The organism is Lacisediminihabitans sp. (genome assembly GCF_043726815.1).
Lineage (GTDB): Bacteria > Actinomycetota > Actinomycetes > Actinomycetales > Microbacteriaceae > Lacisediminihabitans.
Genome location: NZ_JAYSJZ010000045.1, coordinates 42,244 through 61,125, shown reverse-complemented (window position 1 = coordinate 61,125; position 18,882 = coordinate 42,244). Strand labels below are relative to the sequence as shown.

Genomic DNA, 18,882 nt, shown 5'->3' with positions numbered 1-18,882 from the left:
GCACCGCAGGTCAAATGGTTCTTTGCGACCCGGGTGGGCGGCCGCCGACGCCCGCGGGCGGGCGGCACCGACATGCGCATGCTTGACACCCATTCGGGAACCTGACAGAGTCGGCTACGTTTTCGTGAACGTTCACGCATGCTCAATGATGAGAGTGGGAAACCGGATGGACAACTTGTCCCGCCGCAGATTCATGTCCGGAACGATGGCCGTCGCGGGGCTCGCGGCGACGGGGGCGCTCGCGGGTTGCTCCCGAACGGAGTCGATTTCCACCGATCCGAACCTCCTCACGCTGTGGTACTGGAATCGCTCGATCAGCGAGAAACTCCTGGATTCGGCCCGGCGCAGCATCATCGGCACGCCGCGGAGGCTGCGCACCGACATGATCGGCGGCGACTTCGACGTGAAGCTCCGAACGAGTCTCGCCGGCCGGGCCTACGTGCCGGACATCACCGGGTTGAATTCGAACGTCGCGCTCTACTTTCCCTCGGAAGACCAGTTCGTGGACATGAACGAGTTGGGCGCCCAGGAGCACAAGGCGGACTACCTGCCCTGGAAGTGGCAGTTCGGGGTCACGCCGAAAGACCGGATGTGCTTCTGGCCGATGGACACCGGTCCGACCGCGCAGTTCTTCCGCACCGACCTCTTCGCCGCCGCCTCGCTCCCGCGCGATCCGGAGGAGGTCGCCGCCTCCACGGACACCTGGCCGGCGTGGCTCGACGCGGGGAAGAAGCTCAAGCGCAACTCGGGGGTGTCCGTGATCGCGAACGCGAGCATCGTCTACAGCCAGATCGTGAACGCGAGCGCCGAACGCTACTTCTCCCCCGCCGGTCGCGCCCTGTTCCAGGACCAGGAGGGCACCATCCGCCGGGCCTGGGATGTCGCGGTCACCGCGGCCCAGGCGGGGATCACCGCGAAGGTGCAGACCCCGGCCGAGATGAACTCCGCCTGGGTGAATGGAAAGGTCGCCAGCCACATCGAGGCGGTCTGGTGGGGTCCCGTGCTCAAGGCCACGGCCCCGAACAGCTCCGGCAAGTGGGCGGTCGCCCACCAACCCGGCGCCCCCGGCAACAGCGGCGGCTCGTTCCTCGCCATCCCGAAGAGCTGCAAGGACCCCAAGGCCGCCTTCGACTTCATCACCTGGCTCACCTCGCCGGAGGCCCAGATCCAGACCTACAAGGACGTTCAGCTCTTTCCCTCGGCCCCGAAGGCGTTCGAGTCGCCGCAGCTCAGCGCGCCGGACAAGTTCTTCGGCGGACAGGACGTGCTCGGGGTCTTCCAGGATTCGGCGAAGGAGGTGCCGATCACCTTCATCAGCCCCTACGACAGCCAGGTCTCGGAGGGGGTGCTCAAGGAGCTCGTGAACGTCGAGACCCAGGGCAAGGATCCGGATCGTGCCTGGGCCGACGCCATGGCCCAGGGCATACGTCAGCTCGAGAAGAGGGGGCTGATGACATGACGACCTCCCCGCTGACGACTCGCCGCCCGGTGTCCGCCCTCAGGCGCTATTGGCCGCAATACCTGGCGATCTCGCCGTTCTACATCCTGTTCCTGGTCTTCGGGCTCTTCCCGATCGTGTTCTCGCTCTACATCTCCCTGCACGACTGGGACGGCATCGGCACGATGAAGTGGGTGGGGTTCGCCCAATTCCAGTACCTGTTGAGCGATCCCCGGTTCTGGAACGCCGTCTCGAACACCTTCATCATCTGGTTCATGTCCACGATCCCGATGCTGTTCTTCGCCCTCGTGATCGCCGTGCTGCTGCACCAGAACATCCGCTTCAAGGGCTTCTACCGCGTCGCCTACTTCATGCCGAACGTCACCTCCATGGTGGCGATGGCCCTCGTGTTCGGTTCGGTCTTCTCGGACACCTTCGGAATCGTGAACTCCGCCCTCAAGGCCCTGAGCCTGGACACCGTGCCCTGGCTCACCTCCGACTGGGGGATCAAGACCACGATCGCGGTCATGGTGATCTGGAGGTTCACCGGCTACAACGCGATAATCTTCCTGGCCGGGCTCCAGGCCATCTCCTCCGACGTCTACGACGCCGCCAAGATGGATGGCGCGGGCACCGCCCGCATCTTCGCCCAGGTGACCATCCCGATGCTGCGGCCGGTGATCCTCTTCACCGTGATCACCTCCACGATTGGCGGGCTCAGCCTCTTCACCGAACCGCAGGTGCTGCTGGGCAACAGCGGAGGCCCCAACGAGTCCGGCATGACCATCGTGCTCTACCAGTACAACCAGGCGTTCACCCAGTTCGACTTCGGCTACGGCTCCGCGATCGGCTGGGCGCTCTTCGTGATCGCCGCCCTGTTCGCGGCGATCAATTGGCGGCTGGTCAGTGAACGAACCGGAACCAAGAAGTGGGGACGCACGAAATGACGACCACGCAGACCAACCCGACGCAGGTTCAGACCCCTCCGCAGTCGTCGCCCCCGATCGACGATGCCCAGGCCAGGCGGGATGCCCGGGCGCTGAAGCAGGGCCGGGTGGCCAGGATCGTCACCCACCTCGCCATAATCGTCGGCGTCATCCTGTCGATCTTCCCGTTCTACTGGCTCGTCGTGATGGCGACCAACACCACCTCCGACATCTTCGGATTCCCGCCCAAGCTCATCTTCGGCACCCACCTGTTCGAGAACATCGGCCACGTGCTGGCCAGCATCGACCTGTTCGGGGCGCTCGGCAACACCCTGTTCGTGGCCCTGTCCTGCACGGTGCTCGTCATGTTCTTCGACTCGCTCGCGGCCTTCGCCTTCGCCAAGTTCGAGTTCCCGTTCCGGCGAACGCTGTTCGCGATTCTGCTGGCCACGTTCATGATCCCCGCCCAGCTCTCCCTCGTTCCCAACTTCGTGGTGATGAGCCAGCTGGGCTGGATCGGCTCGTTCCAGGCGCTGATCATTCCGGGGGCGGCCAACGCGTTCGGGATCTTCCTGCTGCGGCAGCTGGCGGCCGGAGCCATCCCCGACGAACTCGTCGAGGCTGCCCGCATCGACGGCGCCGGATTCTTCAGGACCTACTTCCTGGTGGCCGTTCCGATGCTGCGCGGCGGGCTGGCCTTCCTCGGCATCTTCACCTTCATCGGCGCGTGGAACGACTATGTCTGGCCGCTCATCGTGCTTGTCGACCCGAAGCGGCAGACCCTGCAGGTGGCCCTCGCGCAGCTGAGCTCCATCTACGGCACGGACTACGGCATGGTGATGGCCGGCGCGCTGATCAGCGTGCTGCCGCTCATCGGCGTCTTCCTGATCGGTTCACGCCACTTCATCGCCAACATCGCGGCGGGGGCGGTGAAGGGCTAGTCGCTCTTGTCGCGCTTGCGCCACTTGATGCCGGCGTTGATGAACCCGTCGAGGTCGCCGTCGAACACGGCGGAGGGGTTGTTCACCTCGTAGTCGGTGCGCAGGTCCTTCACCATCTGGTACGGCGCGAGCACGTAGCTGCGCATCTGGTCGCCCCAGCTCGCGGTGATCACGCCGGCGAGCTCCTTCTTTTGGGCCGCCTCGCGTTCGCGCTCGATCAGCAGCAGGCGGGACTGCAGCACCCGCATCGCCGCCGCGCGGTTCTGGATCTGGCTCTTCTCGTTCTGCATCGACACCACGGTGCCGGTGGGGATGTGGGTGATCCGCACCGCGGAGTCCGTGGTGTTCACCGACTGGCCGCCCGGTCCGCTCGAGCGGAAGACATCCACCCGGATGTCGCCCTCCGGCACCTCCACGACGTCGGTCTGCTCGATCAGCGGGATCACCTCGACCGCGGCGAAGCTGGTCTGCCGCTTGCCCGCCGAGTTGAACGGGCTCATCCGCACGAGGCGGTGCGTGCCTGCCTCCACGCTCAGGGTGCCGAAGGCGTACGGCGCGTCGACCTCGATCGTCGTCGACTTGATGCCCGCCTCCTCGGCGTAGCTCGTGTCGAGAACCTTGGCCGCAAAGTTGTGCTGCTCGGCCCAGCGCAGGTACATCCGCATGAGCATCTCGGCGAAGTCCGAGGCGTCCACTCCCCCGGCACCGGCGCGGATGGTGACGACGGCGGCGCGGGAGTCGAACTCGCCGTTCAGCAGGGTCTGCACCTCGAGCTCGCCGAGCAGCTTCTGGATGCTCGTGAGCTCGGCCTGCGCGTCGGCGGCGGCCGAGGCGTCCGCCTCCTCGTTGGCCAGCTCGACCATGATCTCGAGGTCGTCGAGCCGCGACTGGATGCTCACGATCTTGGCGAGCTCCGCCTGCTTGTGGCTGAGCGCCGAGGTGATCTTCTGCGCCTTCTCGGTGTCGTCCCACAGGTCGGGCACGCCAGCCTGTTCGCTGAGGTCCGCGATCTCCGCCGTGAGCTTGTCGACCCCGACAACAGAGCGGATGTCCGCAAAGGTCGAGCGAAGCGCGGCGATCTGTTCAGAAAAATCGAGCTCGTCCATGTCCCCACCAGCCTACCGGCCCCGTCGGGTGTCCCCTCCTGCGCTCCGACCGCGGGTAGCATCGAGAGAGATGGGCACCGCCGAGCAGGACTTCAGCTTCCGCTCGATAGCCCTACCCGCCATCCTTCCGACGCTCGCCTTCTCGCTCGGCGAGGGCGCGATCATCCCGATCATCCCGGTGGTGGCGAACAGTCTTGGCGCCTCGCTCGCGGTCGCCGGCCTGATCGCCTCGATGATCATGCTCGGCGAACTCTTCGGCGACATCCCGAGCGGCTGGATCGTCTCCCGCATCGGCGAACGCACCGCCATGATCTACGCGGCGCTGCTCTCCATCGTCGGCCTCGTCACCGCCTTGCTGGCCCCGAACCCGTGGGTTCTCGGCGTGGGGATCCTCGCGATCGGCCTGTCCACCGCGGTGTTCGCCCTGGCCAGACACGCGTTCATGACGAGCTTCGTGCCGCGCGCCTACCGCGCCCGCGCCCTCTCCACGCTCGGCGGCACCTTCCGACTCGGCTTCTTCGTCGGTCCGTTCATCAGCGCGGCGGTCATCCACTTCACCGGCAGCACGCAGTCGGTATTCTGGGTGCACATCGTGGGCTGCGCGACGGCGGCGATCCTGCTCCTCGTGCTGAGGGATCCGGCGGAGCAGCTCGCCGTCAGTCGCGCGCCGGCCGTGATGCGCGAGGGCGAAAAGCTCGTGGCCGACGAGGCCCACGGCCTGTTCCGCAGCATCTGGAACAGCCGCGCGGTGCTGGCGCGGCTCGGCACCGGCGCCGCCCTGATCGGGGCCATGCGGGCGAGCCGGCAGGTGATCCTGCCGCTGTGGGCGGTGAGCATCGGGATTCCGGATGCCCAGACCGCCCTCATCATCGGCGCGGCGGGCGCCGTGGACTTCGCCCTGTTCTACGCGAGCGGCCAGATCATGGACCGCTGGGGCCGGCTCTGGAGCGCCCTGCCGTCGATGATCGGTCTCGGCATCGGGCACCTGATCCTCGCCTTCACCCACGACGTGCCCGGCGCGGTGGCCTGGTTCATCGCCGCGGCCATCTTCATGTCGCTCGCCAACGGCGTGGGCAGCGGGATCCTGATGACCCTCGGCGCCGACCTGGCCGACCCGCGCGACCCCGCCCCCTTCCTCGGCGCGTGGCGATTCACCGGCGACGCCGGCAGCGCCGCCGCCCCGCTCGCCGTCTCGGCCATCGTGGCCGCCGCGTCGATCGCCGTCGCGAGCGGAGTGATGGGGGTGGTCGGGCTCATCGGGGCCGGCATCCTGTTGCGCTACGTGCCGCGGTTCGCCCCGCACCGCCGCTGACCAGCTAGTCGTCCCGACCGCGTCTGTCGGGCCGCGTTCTGCAGGACGGGGCCGCGAGTCCTGGCGGCCGACCGCACAGACTCTGGTTGTGCAGGACGGCTTATGCAGGACTCGGCAGGAGTGTGGCGACCCGAACGGTCCCGGTCTGCAGGACGCTCCCGTCGGTTCTGCACCTGAAGTCCTCGCTCTCCGTCCGAGCCGTCCTGCACGAGCCGTCCTGCACAACTGGAGTCTGCGGAGTGGACGCCCGTGGACGCCCGAGCCGTCCTGCACAACGCCCGCCAAGGGGCGAGGGAGTGACAGCTAGCCCAGCCGCCGCTCCTGCCGTCGAGCGCGCCCCCGACCGATCACGATGAGGGCGATCACCGGCGGCAGCAGGATCTCGAGCGCGACCAGGGAGCCGAACGACACGATGATCACCGCGACGAGGGCGTTGGCCGCGGCCCAGAGCACGGTCCCCGCCAGGTAGGCCCGACGGCCGGTGCGCGCGAACGCGATGGCGAAGACGTTGAGCGGAACCAGAAGCAGCAGGTTCCAGGGCGACCGCGGGATGGTGCCGCCGAGAAAGCAGAACACACTCGCGACCACGAGCAGCGCGGCCCAGATCACCACGACCCGCCCCTGTCGCCGCACCAGCCCGGCCGCAGAGCCCGAGGTGTAGACGAACGGCGTCGGCCGCGCATCGTCCCGTCCGCGCTCGGCCGCAAACCGCAGGAGCAGGTCGCGGGCGGCGGTGATCCTGATGAACTCTGACGCGGCCGCGGCCGTCTCGGCCGCCGAGGCGCCCGTCAACCGGTCGGGATGCGAGTCCCGTGCACGCCGCTTGAACGCGGTCTCGATCTCGGCCGGCGAGGCATCGACGCCCACCCCCAGCACCTCGAAGGCATCGGCCACATCCATTGAACGACTGTACGTCCAACCGGGCACATTTCGGCAGCCCACGGGCACCGCTCGCGACACTCGCACCCCGCGCAACCGCCCGAGAAAACGGTTGCCGACCGGCGATCGATGGGTGTACTTTGAGCGCGAACACCGTGCGGATCCGACCGAACGGCCACGAACCGCAGCCGACGGCGACGTCGACACCCGATACCCTGCGCGCCCGACTTATCGACGCGGCCGCTCTGCCGGCGCAGCCGACATGTCGCGCGTTCGAAGTGACCGACGGGACAGCGAAATGACGCGGAATCCGCGAAGAAGGTTCTGGCTTGAGATCATCGCCGCCACGGTAAGCATTGGCCTGCTCGCCGTGACCCTGCTCTGGAAGGAGTGGATCGAAATCGCCTTCCGAATGGATCCGGACAAGGGCAGCGGGGCGCTCGAGTGGCTCATCGTCGCCGTGTCCGCGGCGGTCGCGGTCGCGCTGCTCGCCGGCGCGGGCTACGAGTGGCGCAGGGCCGCGAGGAGGGCATCATGACCGACAGGGACATCGAGCGGCTCGAGCATCTGCAGGACGAGACGCGCCGCACGCTCGCGCAATTGCTGGAGCTCTACCGTGCCGCGCATCCGGCCGAGGCGCTGATGCAGGACCGGTTGGACCGCCTCGAGCGGGCGCACTCCTGCTGTTGCGGCGAGTGCGGGCACCGCGGCCACGATAACCACCACGAGTGCCACCACGCTCACGACTGTCACCACGACCACGACTGTCACCACGACCACGACCACGGTGATTGCCGGCGCGATCCCGGTGGGCAGCATGGCATCCGGGAAGATGGCGGCAACGACGGTGACGGACGCGACGGGTATTCGCGCAAGTCCCTCGGGCACGCCGAACCCCTGCCGTTCGAGGAAGAACACCCGCGCTGGGAGCTGATCACCAAGATCCCGCACGAGGGGGAGTATTTTCCGCCCCTTCAGCGCGGTCCCTTCGTCGGGCGGATCGTGCCATCCCCGGCAACCCCCGAGGTGCGGGACTATCGCAACGGACCTTCGGGCGCAGGCACGCAGGAGCCCGTCACCTTCCGGCACTTCACCGACTCCGGGGTGTCGACCTCGTGGTGGCCGCCCGACATGAGCGGGGCCAAGTCGGGCGACGTCGTGATCATGTCGGGAAATCTCTGGCTGAAGCTGTCGGTGGACGGCGGCCAGACCTTCTCCGATCTCGCCTTCACCGACCTCTTCGCCGAGGAGAAGGACTACGGCGGCTGGGGGTGCGACCAGGTTGTGCACTACGTGCCGTCGATCGACTGCTTCGTGCTCTACGTGCAGGCGTTCAAGGGCAAGTCGGGGGCGAACAACGAAAAGAACGTGGTGAAGATCGCGCTGGCCAGCCCGGCCGACCTTAAGAAGTACAAGGGCGGCAAGCTCGCGTGGCGGCGCCAGTGGCATTTCAGCTCGGACACCTTCGGGCTCGGCAGCACCTGGATGGACTTTCCGGATGTGAGCTACGGAGACAGGTACCTGTACGCCAACACGAACACCTTCGCCTTCGACGGCACCGCCACTCCCCCCGGCGACACCTTCCAGGGCAAGCTCTTCTTCGAGCTCCCCCTGGCCGACCTGGTGGCCGGGCGCAGTCTCTCGTTCTACTTCGCCTTCATCCAGGAGAAGAACTTCACCTTCGGTTCCCCCACCCAGAACATCGGGCCGAAGAACTACTGGGCGGCCCACATGAGCAACAGCCGGATGCGGGTCTACTCGTCGAAGGGCGACGACGCCGACTACTTCTGGCGGGACCGGGACGTGTCGAACTGGCCGATGACGGCCGACATCACCTCCGCCGCGCCCGACTTCGGCGACTGGATCAGCGCCGACCATCGCATCATCGGGTCGACGCGGGTCAACAACCAGCTCTGGTTCGCCTGGAGCGCGGGCAGCGGGGATGGCGGGCACGGCGGATTCTCGTTTCCGCAGGCTCACATCCAGATCGCCAAGTTCGACATCGGCAACAACTACTCCCTGATCGAGCAGACCCAGGTCTGGAACGCGAAGACGGCATTCGCGTACCCCTGCCTCACCACCAATTCCGACAACGAGGTGGGGATCTCGCTCGCCTGGGGAGGCGGGAGCGACTACGCGAGCCACGCCGTCGGCATTCTGGGTGACTTCGTCGTGTGGTTCGGCAAGGAGAGCGTGCTCACCGCCCAGACACTGGTGCCGGTGCTCGATGCCAAGGGCAAGCCAGTTCTCAACCCCGACGGCACGCCGAAGCAGAAGCCGATCTCGCGCTGGGGAGACTTCGTGCACGTGCGCCTCGCGCAGCCGGACACCCGATTCTTCAGCGCCTTCGGTTACGCCGTGATAGCGAGTCCCGAGACGTCGAGCAACGCCGCCGAGTACCTGTACGTGGAGTTCGGTCGCGAGAGGCAGGTTCAGCAACCGCCTCGGTAGCCGGCAGTCAGAGCCGCAGCAGGGCGAGCGCCGTGCGCATCGCCCTCGCGCCGACGATGCCGGAGAGGGTCTTCGCTCCGGTGCAGACGCTCACGAACAGGCGCCCGCCGAGGACCGAGAACGCGAGGAAGGAGTGGACGAGCCCCGGATGCCTCTCGAAGATTCGCAGGAGCCTGAGGCCCGCCGCGATGTCGGCCGCCAGCCCGGCGTCGACCCGCGCCAGGTACGAGTCGAGGGCCGCCGCCCGGCCCGTCTCGTCGGCGTGGGCGGCGCGCGCCGCCGCCTCCCCCGCCCACTCGCCGGAGCGGAGGGCGTAGGAGATGCCCTCCCTCGTCCACGGGTCGAGCAGGCCGGCGGCATCCCCGGCCACGATCACGTTTCCGCGCCGCAGCGGGGAGCGCGGAGTGCGCCACTGGGTGAGATGCCCGGACGACCGCACCACCTCGTCGTGCTGCAGCCCCAGCCGCTCCACCCACTCCCTCAGGTAGTCGCGCGTGGCGTCCGGCGAGCCCTTCGCCTGGATCACCCCCACCGTGAGCACATCCCGTTTGGGGAACATCCAGGCGTAGCTGCCCGGGTTCCCGCCCCAGTCCAGGAAGACGCGGTCGTCGAAGGTCGCGCCATTCGCCGGGCGGGCGATCTCCAGCTCGAGCGCGAGGTCGATTCCGCCCGCGACCACCCCCACGTACCGGCCGCAGCGGCCACTCGTGCCGTCGGCGCCGATCACCGTGCGTGCCCGGATACCGCCCTCGTCGGTCGAGACGAGCACCTCACCACCCGCATCCTCGGCGATCGAGCGCACCGTGACGCCCTCGGCGAAGGTGACGCCGGCCGCAACCGCGGCCTGCACGAGGGCCGCGTCGAACCGTTCCCGCTGCACCAGGGCGAGGAACTGCCGACCCGACCGGATGGACCGCGCGGCTCCACCGCGCCGCGAGAACCGCACCGTGCTCGCCCGCTGCTCCACGGTGGCGAGCACCGACGGCGGAACGTGCTCGAGCGAGATGCCGATCAGGCCGCCGCCGCAGGTCTTGTAGCGGGGGAACCGTGCGCGGTCGACGAGCAGCACGGATGCCCCGCCCTCGGCCGCGACACGCGCCGCCGTGGAGCCGGCCGGCCCGGCTCCCACGACGACCACATCCCAGAGGGTCTGCTCGCTGAACATTTGCGTCCACACTACTTCCGTCGTCGGCGCTAGCATCGCTGCATGGTCTCCCCCTCGCACCTCGTGGCGTTCGCGCTGCTGTCGATCCCGCTCATCCTCATGCCGGGGCCGGCCGTGCTGTTCGTGATCGGCCGCTCGCTCTCCCTCGGCCGCATCGGCGGCCTGCTCAGCGTGCTGGGCACGTCGGCGGGCACCTTCGTGGCCGCCCTGGCGATCTCGCTCGGCATCGGGCCGCTGCTGCAGGAGTCGATAGTGCTGTTCACCGTGGTCAAGCTGCTCGGCGCCGCCTACCTCGTCTACCTCGGCATCCAGGCCATCCGGCACCGGCGCGAGCGTGCCAGCGCCGCGACGTCCACCGTGTCCCGGCGCAGCAAGGGGCGCATCCTCAGCGAGGGTTTCGTCGTCGGCGTCTCCAACCCCAAGACCATCGTCTTCCTCATCGCGGTGCTCCCCCAGTTCGTGGACTACTCCCTCGGCAACGTGCCGGTGCAGATGATCCTGCTCGGGGCGATCTTCGTGGGCATCGCGCTCGCGAGCGACAGCGTCTGGGCCCTCGCCGCGGGGGCGGCGCGCGACTGGTTCGGCCGGTCCCCACGCCGGGTGGAGCACCTCAGCACGGCCGGCGGCGTGATGATGATCGGCATCGGCACCACCCTGGCCTTCGTCGGCCACGGCGACTCCCCGAACGCCTGACCGCCGCCTCAGAAGAACACCGACCGGGCCACCGCGGTCACCTCGATGCGGAGCCCCGTCGGCACGAACACGGTCAGCACGGGCGGGCGCCAGTAGCCCGAGAGTTCCACGGTCGCGCTCCGCCCGTCGGTCGTCACCGCCCGCTCCACCGCGAGCGAGTCGATACCGCCCGGCGCGGCCGCCAGGTAGCCGCGCACCGCGGCGGCGACCGCCGGCGACCTCAGCCGCGGCCGCGGGCCGCCCGATCCGAGCGCGACGTCATCCAGGGCGAACGCCTCGGCGCCCGCGAGCGCCGCGCCGTCGGCCAGCGTGAAGAGCCGCTTGCGCTCGAGGTAGAGCGAGGTCGCCGCGACGACGAGCAGGATGAGCACGAGCGAGAGGAAACCGTAGAAGATCGTGAGCGGCAGAATCGAGCCCTCCTCGCCGCGGGAGAAGCGGGCGTCGCGCGGTCTGTCCCTCACCGGGTGCCCCAGAATCTGGAGACCCGCTGGGTCGCGCTCGCGTGCAGGGGAACGGCCAGGGGGAAGTCGCCGGTCAGCACCGGCGGGAGCAGCGGCAGGGGCACCGACCCATCGATCGTCACGGTGACCGTGCCCGAGCGGGTGAGGCAGCGCTCGGGGCGCGGGCTGCAGGCTATCGTGACCGTCACCGAGCGGCCGTCGAGTCCGTAGTCGGCCAGGGCGAAATCGATCGCCCGCTCCGCCTGGCGCCGCCCGTCCTCGTCAGAGCCGGCCTGCACGAACACCCGGGCAGCCTGGCGGGACGCCCCCTCCACGGCGAGGGCGCCGGCCTGGATCGACGACACCGACAGCACCAGGTAGACGAGCGGGAGCAGCAACAGCATCCCGGCCGTGACGAACTCCAGAGAGGTGGACCCCCGCTCATTCACCCAGCGCTCAGTGACCCAGCGCTCAGTGACCCCGTGCTCATTCACCCAGCGTCTCCACCGAGGCATGACCGGTCACCTCCAGCCCGCCGTCGATTCCGACGAGGCCGATGAGCGGCAGCGGGGTGCGCACCGTGACGATGGTCGCCGGATGCCCCAGGTAGCTCCCGTAGTCGGCCGAGACGCCCGCCGCATAGCCGGCTCCCAGCGCCGCGGTGATGAGATCGCGAGTTCGATCGGCTCCGTCCTGCAGACCGTTGTCGGCGAGGGCCGCGAACCGGGCACCCTCCGCCGCCGCATCGAGCACGGTGTTGCGGATGTGCAGCGCGAGCCCGAGCTGGATCACCGAGAGGGTGAGCACGGTGAGCAGCGCCCCGACCATGACGAACTCGGCCGGGGCGGAGCCGTCGTCGCGACGAAACACCGAGCGGAGGGCACGCACGGGGATCAGAAGCTGGTGACTCGCTCGATCGCCTGCTGGAACACGCTGCTCAGCGCGGGCCCCGCGAGGGCCCAGATGATGATCACCAGCCCCGCGGTCATCAGCGTGATGAGCACCCAGCCCGGCACGTCGCCGCGTTCCTCCGCGGCAAGGCCGCGCATCATCCGACGGACTCTCGACATGATTTCTTCCTTTCTCTTTCGGCCGTCACCGGCCCAGTTGGAGCACGAAGATTCCCGGGAAGATGGCGAAAACGATGGTGACCGGGAGGATCAGAAAGACCAGGGGCACGAGCATGGCGACCTCCTTCTTGCCGGCGACCTCGAGAAGCTCGCGTTTCGCCTCGTCCCTCGAGTCCTGGGCCTGCGCCCGCAGCACCTCGGAGAGCGGCGTTCCGCGTTCGAGGGCGCCGGTGATCTGCTCGACGCAGCGGGTGAGCGCCGGGAGGCGCACGCCCTCGGCGAGCGCCGCGAGGGACTCGCCGAGCGGGATCCCGGTGTTCACCGCCGCGACGACCGCGCCGAACTCGGCCGCGAGCTCCCCGTGGCTCACCCGCGCGACGCGGCGGATCGCATCCAGGATGCCCTCGCCCGCCGACAGGCTCAGGGTGAGGAACTCGAGCACGGTGGGCAACTCGCTCGACAGCCGGTGGAGTCGCAGCCGCGCCGCCCGCTGCAGCAGGAAGTCGCGGAGCAGCACGCCGCCGATCGCGGAGCCGACCACGATGATGGCGTAGACGACGGCCGGTGGAGACTGTGCGCGCCCGATGGCCAGGGCCGCGAACACCCCGGCGACGACTCCGCCAAACGCCCAGCCGAGCTCGCGCGATCGGAACGCCTCGACGGACAGGTCGCTCCCCGACTGCCGGAGCCGCAGCTGGATCGTCGCCGAGCCGCCGACGAGGGAGCCGAGCGCCCTCCGTGCCCCCGCGGCGACGGGCGAGAGGAGCGCCCAGAAGACCGGGAGCGGGTCGGCCGACCGCCTGCCGAGCAGCTCGCGCGCACCGGGCGAGACGTCGACGAGGTACGGGGCCACGCGGTCGGCGAGACGCGGCCGGCCGAGACGCGGGACAAGGCTCAGGAGCGACCAGAGACCGATGCCCAGCGCCGTTCCGGCGAGAACCGCCCAGCCGGTGAGCGCAGTCAACTGAACCATCGCCGCTCCTCCGGCAGCCTCGCCAGGGCGAGCATGGCGCGGTAGGCCACCGCGGTGACCGCGAGCCCGGCGACGATCACCACGATCCCGCCCGGGGTGTTGTAGGCCGCGGCCGCCTCCGGACGGGTCGACAGCAGGAGGAGGATCACCCACGGGGAGGCGACCCCGAGCTTGGCGGCATTGAGTACCCAAGACTGCCGCGCCTCGACCTCCGATCGGATCGCCGCCTCCGCCCGGAGGTAGCCCGCGAGGCTCCTCAGCACGGTCGTGAGTTCGCTCCCGCCGACCTCCCGCGACATCCGGAGCGTCTCCAGGATGCGGTCGGCGACCGGGTCGGCGAGGCTCGCCTTGAGCGAGTCGGCGCAGAGCGCGAAGTTGCCGGTGGCCCGGTATTCGCGTTCGAAGGCGGCGAACTGCTCTCGGGTCAGCGGCGGCCCCGAGTGGGCGAGCGCCACGACGCTGTCGGGCAGGGCGAGTCCCGAGCGCACGGCCGACACGAGGTGGTCCACGACATCCGGCCAGACCACCCTGGCCCGGCGCCGTCGGTTTCGCGCGCGCCAGCCCACGATCGACAGGGGCAGCACGAGCGCGACGCCCCCGGCGATCACGGCAATGGCGAGCACCGGCACGAGGGCGAAGACGAGGGCGCTGGAGGCCACCGCCGCTAGCACCGCCGCGGCCGCGAGGGCGGGAAGCGACACGAACTGCAGTCCGGCCTGGGCGAGCCGCTCCCTGAGCAACCGCGCCAGACGAGGAGGCGTCGCCGCCGTGTCCGGCGCGGGCCACAGCGCCGGCGACAGGGCGAGGACGATCCCCAGACCGAGCAGCAGGCCGAGCGCGACGCTCACGAGCGCACCGTGCCGAGAACGGAGGCGAGGTCGAAGTCGCCGGCGACGAACTTCGCGGACTTGGTGGGGTAGCTTCCCGTCGGTTCGAGCACTCCGCGCTCGCTGGCAAAGATCGTGCTCGCCTCGATCACTCCGGCGGTCACCTGTCCGCTCGGCGCCACGATCTCGGTCACCCGCCTCTTGCCGTTGCGCGCCAACTCGCAGTGCACGACCAGATCAACCGACGAGGCGACGGTGGGCACCACGAAGGCGGAGTCGATGTTGCGGCCGGCCAGTAGAGGCAGCGTGCAGAGCTTCGCGAGCGCGTCGCGCGCCCCATTGGCATGGATGGAACACATGCCGGGGATGCCGGAGTTCAGCGCGATGAGCAGGTCGAGCGACTCCGCCTCGCGCACCTCGCCGACCACGAGTCGGTCGGGGCGCATGCGCAGGGCCTCCTTGATGAGTCGGCGCAGGGTGATCTCGCCGGTGCCCTCGAGGCTCGGCTGGCGGCACTGCATCGCGACGGTGTCCCGGGCTGCGAGGTCGAGTTCGAAGGTGTCCTCGACGGTGACGATGCGCTCCCCGGGGCGCGCCGCCGCGAGGAGGCTGTTGAGCATCGTGGTCTTGCCGCTCTGGGTGGCGCCGGAGACGAGGATGTTCTGCCCGGCGAGCACGCACATCCGCAGGAACTCGGCGCCCTGGTGGGTGAGCGATCCGAGCGCGACGAGGGTCTGCAGGTCGCGGATGCGCCGGGTGAACTTGCGGATGTTGACCGCCCAGTGTGCGCGGGTCACGTCCGGAATCACCACGTGCAGCCTCGAGCCGTCGGGCAGCGAGGCGTCGACGAATGGGCTGCTCAGGTCGACCCGGCGCCCGGACGACTGGAGCATCCGCTCGACCAGGTCGCGCACCTGGGTGCCGGTGAGCACCACGTCGGCGAGCTCGGGCACGCCGTTGCGGGCCACGAACACCCTCGAGGGACCATTGATCCAGACCTCCTCGATCTCCGGGTCGTCGAGGTAGGGCTGGAGGGCGCCGAAGCCGGCTATCGAGGCGACGATCTGCCGGGTGGCCGCACCCTCGTCGGCGAGCATCGGCAGGGTGCCGCCGAGCGCGCGCTCGCTGTACCGCCGAACCTCATCCCGAACATAGCGGTCAGCGAGCGCGCGGTCGTTGCCGAGGTCCACCCCATCCAGGCGCACCCTCTCGCGCACCTGCTCGGTGATGATCGTGACGGCCCTCGACATGCCGACAGTGTGGGCCGCGAGCGCCCCCGGCCGCGCCGGTTGTCCACAGGTAGCGGCGGGCCCGGGGTCAGAGTCGAACGGCCCGCTTGCGATCCCGGTTGACCTTGCGCACCGCGAGCAGCAGGATGCGCACGGGCGTGCCGATCACGAGGGCGATCACGCCGACGAGCGAGCGGTCGAACCGGCCGAGGGCGCGCTTGCGGTCCCAGGCGCGCCGCACCACCCCGCCGGCCGTGCCGCGCTTCAGCGACTTGAGCGGCAGCTCGCCCGCCTCGCGCAGGGCGAGCAGCTCGATCGTGTGGTGCACCCAGTCGTCTTCGGCGGTGCCGTGGAAATAGTTGTCGTCGAGCCAGGCCGGGTCGGCCCGCTTGAAGCGGCCGTCCACGAGGTCCGCGCAGGTGCCGAGCAGGCCGCTGCCCTCGAAGACCGCGTTGATGAGCTCGGCGTTCACGCCGAAGTCCGCCATCACGAGCACCGGCACCTCGAGCGCCACGGCCTCGATCGCGGCCGTCGAACTCACCGTGACCAGGCCGGCGGCACCGGCCAGGTGGTCGGACATCGCGCCGCCCGCCACCACGAGGTTGCCGGGGACCGGGGGCTTCAACTGCGCCATCAGGCTCGGGTAGTCGTGGGTCTCGGCGTGCGTCTGCGCCTCGCCGAGCGCCGCGCGCACCTTCACGATCACGCGACGGTACGGATGCCGCCTGGCCGACTCGGCGAGCCAGCTGAGCAGGGCGAGACGGTCGGCCTTCTCCCACGGAACCTTCGCCTGCGCGGCGAAGATCACGTCACCGTCCGCACGCCGGCCCGGCGTGCGGCGCGGCAGGAACGGCAGCGTCGCCAGGGCGAACCGCTGGTCGATGCCCATGCGTTCGGCGAGCTCGGCGAACTCCCGGGTCTCCCGTCGGCTGTGCAGCACGAAGAGGTCGGCCTGGGCGCGGTGCGCGATCGCCATCCTGGTGGCCGGCACCGAGATGCCGGGCAGCCCGGTGACGATCACCGGGCGCCGGGTGGCCGCCCCCACGACGGCACGTACCACCACCTTCACGAGCGGCCCGCGCACGGAGACGAGCACGACATCCGGTTGCAGGCGGCCGATCCGCACGGCGAGGGCCGAGAGGTCCAGGATGGCGGGCCGGGAGTCGTCCGACTCGCTCCCGGTGAGCGCGGCAGACAGCTGGTCGGCGCTCGGCATCACCGGGCTGGCCACCACCACGAGCGTCTTCTCCCACTCGGCCGGCGCGCGGTCGAGCAGGGCGGCCCCCCACTTGATGTACGAGTCGGAGTCCGCGATCGCGAGGATGCGGGTCGGCGTCGTCAAGCGGGGACGCGTCGAAGCTTGGCCAGCGGTGCCAACTCCCCGGGGAAGATGCGCTTGACTCCGTCGCCGAGCGCCTCCTCCACGATTCGGATGTCGCGAACCAACTGCGTGAAGCCCTGCGGTTCGAGTGAGGCCGCGTGGTCGGACCCCCACATCGTGCGGTCGAGGGTGATGTGCCGTTCGACGGCGACGGCGCCGAGGGCGACGGCCGCGATCGAGATCTGCAGGCCACGCTCGTGGCCGGAGTATCCGATGGGCACACCGGGGTAGCGCTGGCGGAGGGTGGTGATCGTGCGGAGGTTGGCCTCCTCCGGCGGGAGCGGGTAGGTCGACGTGGCGTGCAGGATCACGAGGTTGTCCGTGCCGAGCACGGCGACCGCGCGGTCGATCTGGTCGAGGGTGGACATGCCGGTGGACAGGATCACGGGCTTGCCGGTGGCCGCGAGGGCCTCGAGCAGACCGAGGTCGGTCACGGACGCCGAGGCCACCTTGTGGGCGGCGACGTTGAGGTCCTCGAGGAAGTCGACGGACGGCTCGTCCCACGGGGACGCGAACCAGTCGAGGCCGCGGAACGTGGCGTAGTCGCCGATCTCCACGTACTGCTCGCGGCTGAACTCCACCCGGTAGCGGTACTCCAGGTAGGTCATGAGACCCCACGGCGTCTCGCGCGGCGTGTTCTTCATGTGCTCCGGCGTGGAGATCTCCGGGGTGCGCTTCTGGAACTTGACCGCCTGGGCGCCCGCGTCTGCGGCCACGTCGATCAGCTGCATCGCGAGATCCACGTCGCCGTTGTGGTTCAGCCCGATCTCCGCGATCACGTACACCGCGCCGTTGCCTACCTCTGAACTGCCGATGGATACAACCATGGTTCCTCCAATTGCTCGTTGATCCGTGCACTGCGGGTCGTCAAAATCAGGTCGGCGAGCTCGCGCACCGCGCCGTAGCCGCCCGGCGTGCCGAGCACCACTCGAGCGGCGGCGATCACCTCGGGCATCGCATCCGGCACCGCTATCGGCCAGCCGACGATGGCGAGGCAGCCGAGGTCGTTGACGTCGTTGCCGAGATAGGCGATGCGCTCGAGCGGGATGCCGCGGTCTTCGGCCCAGCCGGTGAGCGCCGCTGCCTTGTCCCGCACGCCCTGGAGTACCTCCACCCGGAGCTTCGCGGCCCGGGCCGAGACGACGGGGTGCGCCTCGCTGGAGAGGATCAGCACGGGCATCCCGCTCTCCCGCAGGAGCCGCACGCCGAGGCCGTCCGAGCGATTGGTGGTGACGAACTCCGAGCCGTCGGCGCCGATGAGCACCCGGTCGTCGGTGTGCACCCCGTCGAAGTCGGTGACGACCGCATCGACGTCGATCGGATGCGGTTCGAGCGAGGGGTCGACGAGGGGCGCGAGGGCGTTCGCCATCTCGAGCTCGTCCGCCGTGTCGATCTCGATCGCCGTGCGCTCGTCCACGATGGTCACGCCCACGCGCCCGAAGAACCGGTGCCTCGCCCGCACGAAGCCCTCGGTGCGCAGCACGTAGAACGCCCCGGTCTCCCGGAAGTGCGGTTCGCGATCCTGCCGCCGCTGCCGCACGGCCGGCTCGTGGTTGACCCCGAGGGCGCCGGAATCGGTGATGCGCCAGAGGAAGGCGTGCGTCTCCACGGCGGAGAACACCACGTCCTCGACCCCGCTGCGCACCCTCTCGATCGCCTCGTCGACCTCCGCCGTGTTGATGAAGGGCGAGGTGGCCTGGAGGAAGACCACGACGTCCGGGGTGGCGAGCTGCTGCTCGAGCACGTGCAGGAGCGCGGACTCGGAGGTCGCGAGGTCGGTGGAGAGACTCGGTGGGCGGTTCACGATGGTGGCTCCGGCCGACCGGGCCGCCGCGGCGATCGCCGGGTCATCCGTGCTCACGACCACCCGGTCGATGAGCCTGCTCGCCCGCGCGGCCGACACCGCGCGCACGATCAGCGACACCCCGCCGACCCGGGCGAGGTTCTTCGCCGGCACGCCCTTCGACCCGCCGCGCGCCGGGATGATGGCCACGACGCTCATCGGTTCACCGTCGGAATCTCAGTCATAATCCTGCGAGACTAGGAAACGG

Annotated in this window: 21 protein-coding genes; 7 read left to right on the top strand and 14 right to left on the bottom strand. The window is 69.4% G+C overall.

Annotation, left to right across the window (positions count from 1 at the left end; all coding sequences use genetic code 11):
* Positions 1-166 precede the first annotated feature (166 nt).
* The 3 genes from ACHZD8_RS04975 to ACHZD8_RS04965 are packed head-to-tail and all read left to right on the top strand — an operon-like array spanning position 167 to position 3,305.
* Positions 167-1,459 carry an extracellular solute-binding protein gene (locus ACHZD8_RS04975; RefSeq protein WP_394769054.1) on the top strand — a complete coding sequence of 431 codons (1,293 nt, stop codon included), beginning with the start codon at positions 167-169 and terminating at the stop codon, positions 1,457-1,459.
* Positions 1,456-2,385: a carbohydrate ABC transporter permease gene (locus tag ACHZD8_RS04970; RefSeq protein ID WP_394769053.1), complete on the top strand. Its 930-nt coding sequence runs from the start codon at positions 1,456-1,458 to the stop codon at positions 2,383-2,385. Before ACHZD8_RS04975 ends, ACHZD8_RS04970 begins: the two co-directional genes overlap by 4 nt.
* Complete coding sequence (locus tag ACHZD8_RS04965) at positions 2,382-3,305, top strand: carbohydrate ABC transporter permease (RefSeq protein ID WP_394769052.1); 924 nt, start codon at positions 2,382-2,384, stop codon at positions 3,303-3,305. The genes ACHZD8_RS04970 and ACHZD8_RS04965 overlap by 4 nt, the downstream gene beginning before the upstream one ends.
* Here the strand turns inward: ACHZD8_RS04965 and prfB are convergent.
* Positions 3,302-4,411: a peptide chain release factor 2 gene (gene prfB, locus ACHZD8_RS04960; protein WP_394769051.1), complete on the bottom strand. Its 1,110-nt coding sequence runs from the start codon at positions 4,409-4,411 to the stop codon at positions 3,302-3,304. The genes ACHZD8_RS04965 and prfB overlap by 4 nt on opposite strands.
* Positions 4,412-4,481: 70 nt before the next feature.
* Between prfB and ACHZD8_RS04955 the strand changes: the two genes are divergently transcribed.
* Positions 4,482-5,723 (top strand): MFS transporter, encoded by a 1,242-nt coding sequence (locus tag ACHZD8_RS04955; RefSeq protein ID WP_394769050.1) that lies wholly within the window; start codon positions 4,482-4,484, stop codon positions 5,721-5,723.
* 303 nt (positions 5,724-6,026) lie between these two features.
* On the opposite strand, the gene ACHZD8_RS04950 is transcribed toward ACHZD8_RS04955, so the two are convergent.
* Positions 6,027-6,623 carry a J domain-containing protein gene (locus ACHZD8_RS04950; RefSeq protein WP_394769049.1) on the bottom strand — a complete coding sequence of 199 codons (597 nt, stop codon included), beginning with the start codon at positions 6,621-6,623 and terminating at the stop codon, positions 6,027-6,029.
* A gap of 277 nt (positions 6,624-6,900) precedes the next feature.
* Here ACHZD8_RS04950 and ACHZD8_RS04945 point away from each other — a divergent pair, with 277 nt between their 5' ends.
* Positions 6,901-7,140, top strand: coding sequence for a hypothetical protein (locus tag ACHZD8_RS04945; protein ID WP_394769048.1), 240 nt, complete (start codon positions 6,901-6,903; stop codon positions 7,138-7,140).
* Here ACHZD8_RS04945 and ACHZD8_RS04940 read toward each other — a convergent pair.
* Positions 7,104-7,553 carry a hypothetical protein gene (locus tag ACHZD8_RS04940; protein WP_394769047.1) on the bottom strand — a complete coding sequence of 150 codons (450 nt, stop codon included), beginning with the start codon at positions 7,551-7,553 and terminating at the stop codon, positions 7,104-7,106. The two genes, ACHZD8_RS04945 and ACHZD8_RS04940, sit on opposite strands and share 37 nt — an antisense overlap.
* Positions 7,554-7,604: 51 nt before the next feature.
* Here ACHZD8_RS04940 and ACHZD8_RS04935 point away from each other — a divergent pair, with 51 nt between their 5' ends.
* Positions 7,605-9,053: a hypothetical protein gene (locus ACHZD8_RS04935; protein WP_394769046.1), complete on the top strand. Its 1,449-nt coding sequence runs from the start codon at positions 7,605-7,607 to the stop codon at positions 9,051-9,053.
* 7 nt (positions 9,054-9,060) lie between these two features.
* On the opposite strand, the gene ACHZD8_RS04930 is transcribed toward ACHZD8_RS04935, so the two are convergent.
* On the bottom strand, positions 9,061-10,218 hold the full coding sequence (locus ACHZD8_RS04930) for a geranylgeranyl reductase family protein (protein ID WP_394769044.1): 1,158 nt from the start codon (positions 10,216-10,218) through the stop codon (positions 9,061-9,063).
* Positions 10,219-10,260: 42 nt separating this feature from the next.
* Between ACHZD8_RS04930 and ACHZD8_RS04925 the strand changes: the two genes are divergently transcribed.
* Positions 10,261-10,911: a LysE family translocator gene (locus ACHZD8_RS04925; RefSeq protein WP_394769043.1), complete on the top strand. Its 651-nt coding sequence runs from the start codon at positions 10,261-10,263 to the stop codon at positions 10,909-10,911.
* Between the two features lie 8 nt (positions 10,912-10,919).
* Here ACHZD8_RS04925 and ACHZD8_RS04920 read toward each other — a convergent pair whose 3' ends face one another.
* From ACHZD8_RS04920 to ACHZD8_RS04875, 10 genes are all read right to left on the bottom strand, one after another.
* Positions 10,920-11,372 (bottom strand): pilus assembly protein TadG-related protein, encoded by a 453-nt coding sequence (locus ACHZD8_RS04920; protein ID WP_394769042.1) that lies wholly within the window; start codon positions 11,370-11,372, stop codon positions 10,920-10,922.
* On the bottom strand, positions 11,369-11,866 hold the full coding sequence (locus tag ACHZD8_RS04915) for a hypothetical protein (RefSeq protein WP_394769041.1): 498 nt from the start codon (positions 11,864-11,866) through the stop codon (positions 11,369-11,371). Before ACHZD8_RS04915 ends, ACHZD8_RS04920 begins: the two co-directional genes overlap by 4 nt.
* On the bottom strand, positions 11,838-12,179 hold the full coding sequence (locus ACHZD8_RS04910; RefSeq protein ID WP_394769098.1) for a TadE/TadG family type IV pilus assembly protein: 342 nt from the start codon (positions 12,177-12,179) through the stop codon (positions 11,838-11,840). The genes ACHZD8_RS04915 and ACHZD8_RS04910 overlap by 29 nt, the downstream gene beginning before the upstream one ends.
* Positions 12,180-12,244: 65 nt before the next feature.
* Positions 12,245-12,421, bottom strand: coding sequence for a hypothetical protein (locus tag ACHZD8_RS04905; RefSeq protein WP_394769040.1), 177 nt, complete (start codon positions 12,419-12,421; stop codon positions 12,245-12,247).
* Between the two features lie 25 nt (positions 12,422-12,446).
* The gene (locus ACHZD8_RS04900) at positions 12,447-13,394 is read right to left on the bottom strand and encodes a type II secretion system F family protein (RefSeq protein WP_394769039.1); all 948 of its coding nucleotides are present in this window, start codon (positions 13,392-13,394) and stop codon (positions 12,447-12,449) included.
* Entirely contained in the window at positions 13,382-14,242 is an 861-nt protein-coding gene (locus ACHZD8_RS04895) for a type II secretion system F family protein (RefSeq protein ID WP_394769038.1), read from the bottom strand. Before ACHZD8_RS04895 ends, ACHZD8_RS04900 begins: the two co-directional genes overlap by 13 nt.
* Positions 14,239-15,471 carry a CpaF family protein gene (locus ACHZD8_RS04890; protein ID WP_394769037.1) on the bottom strand — a complete coding sequence of 411 codons (1,233 nt, stop codon included), beginning with the start codon at positions 15,469-15,471 and terminating at the stop codon, positions 14,239-14,241. Before ACHZD8_RS04890 ends, ACHZD8_RS04895 begins: the two co-directional genes overlap by 4 nt.
* A 67-nt stretch (positions 15,472-15,538) precedes the next feature.
* On the bottom strand, positions 15,539-16,792 hold the full coding sequence (locus ACHZD8_RS04885; protein WP_394769036.1) for a DUF6716 putative glycosyltransferase: 1,254 nt from the start codon (positions 16,790-16,792) through the stop codon (positions 15,539-15,541).
* Positions 16,789-17,658 carry an N-acetylneuraminate synthase family protein gene (locus ACHZD8_RS04880; RefSeq protein ID WP_394769035.1) on the bottom strand — a complete coding sequence of 290 codons (870 nt, stop codon included), beginning with the start codon at positions 17,656-17,658 and terminating at the stop codon, positions 16,789-16,791. The genes ACHZD8_RS04885 and ACHZD8_RS04880 overlap by 4 nt, the downstream gene beginning before the upstream one ends.
* Complete coding sequence (locus ACHZD8_RS04875; protein WP_394769033.1) at positions 17,628-18,833, bottom strand: cytidylyltransferase domain-containing protein; 1,206 nt, start codon at positions 18,831-18,833, stop codon at positions 17,628-17,630. Before ACHZD8_RS04875 ends, ACHZD8_RS04880 begins: the two co-directional genes overlap by 31 nt.
* Positions 18,834-18,882: the final 49 nt, after the last annotated feature.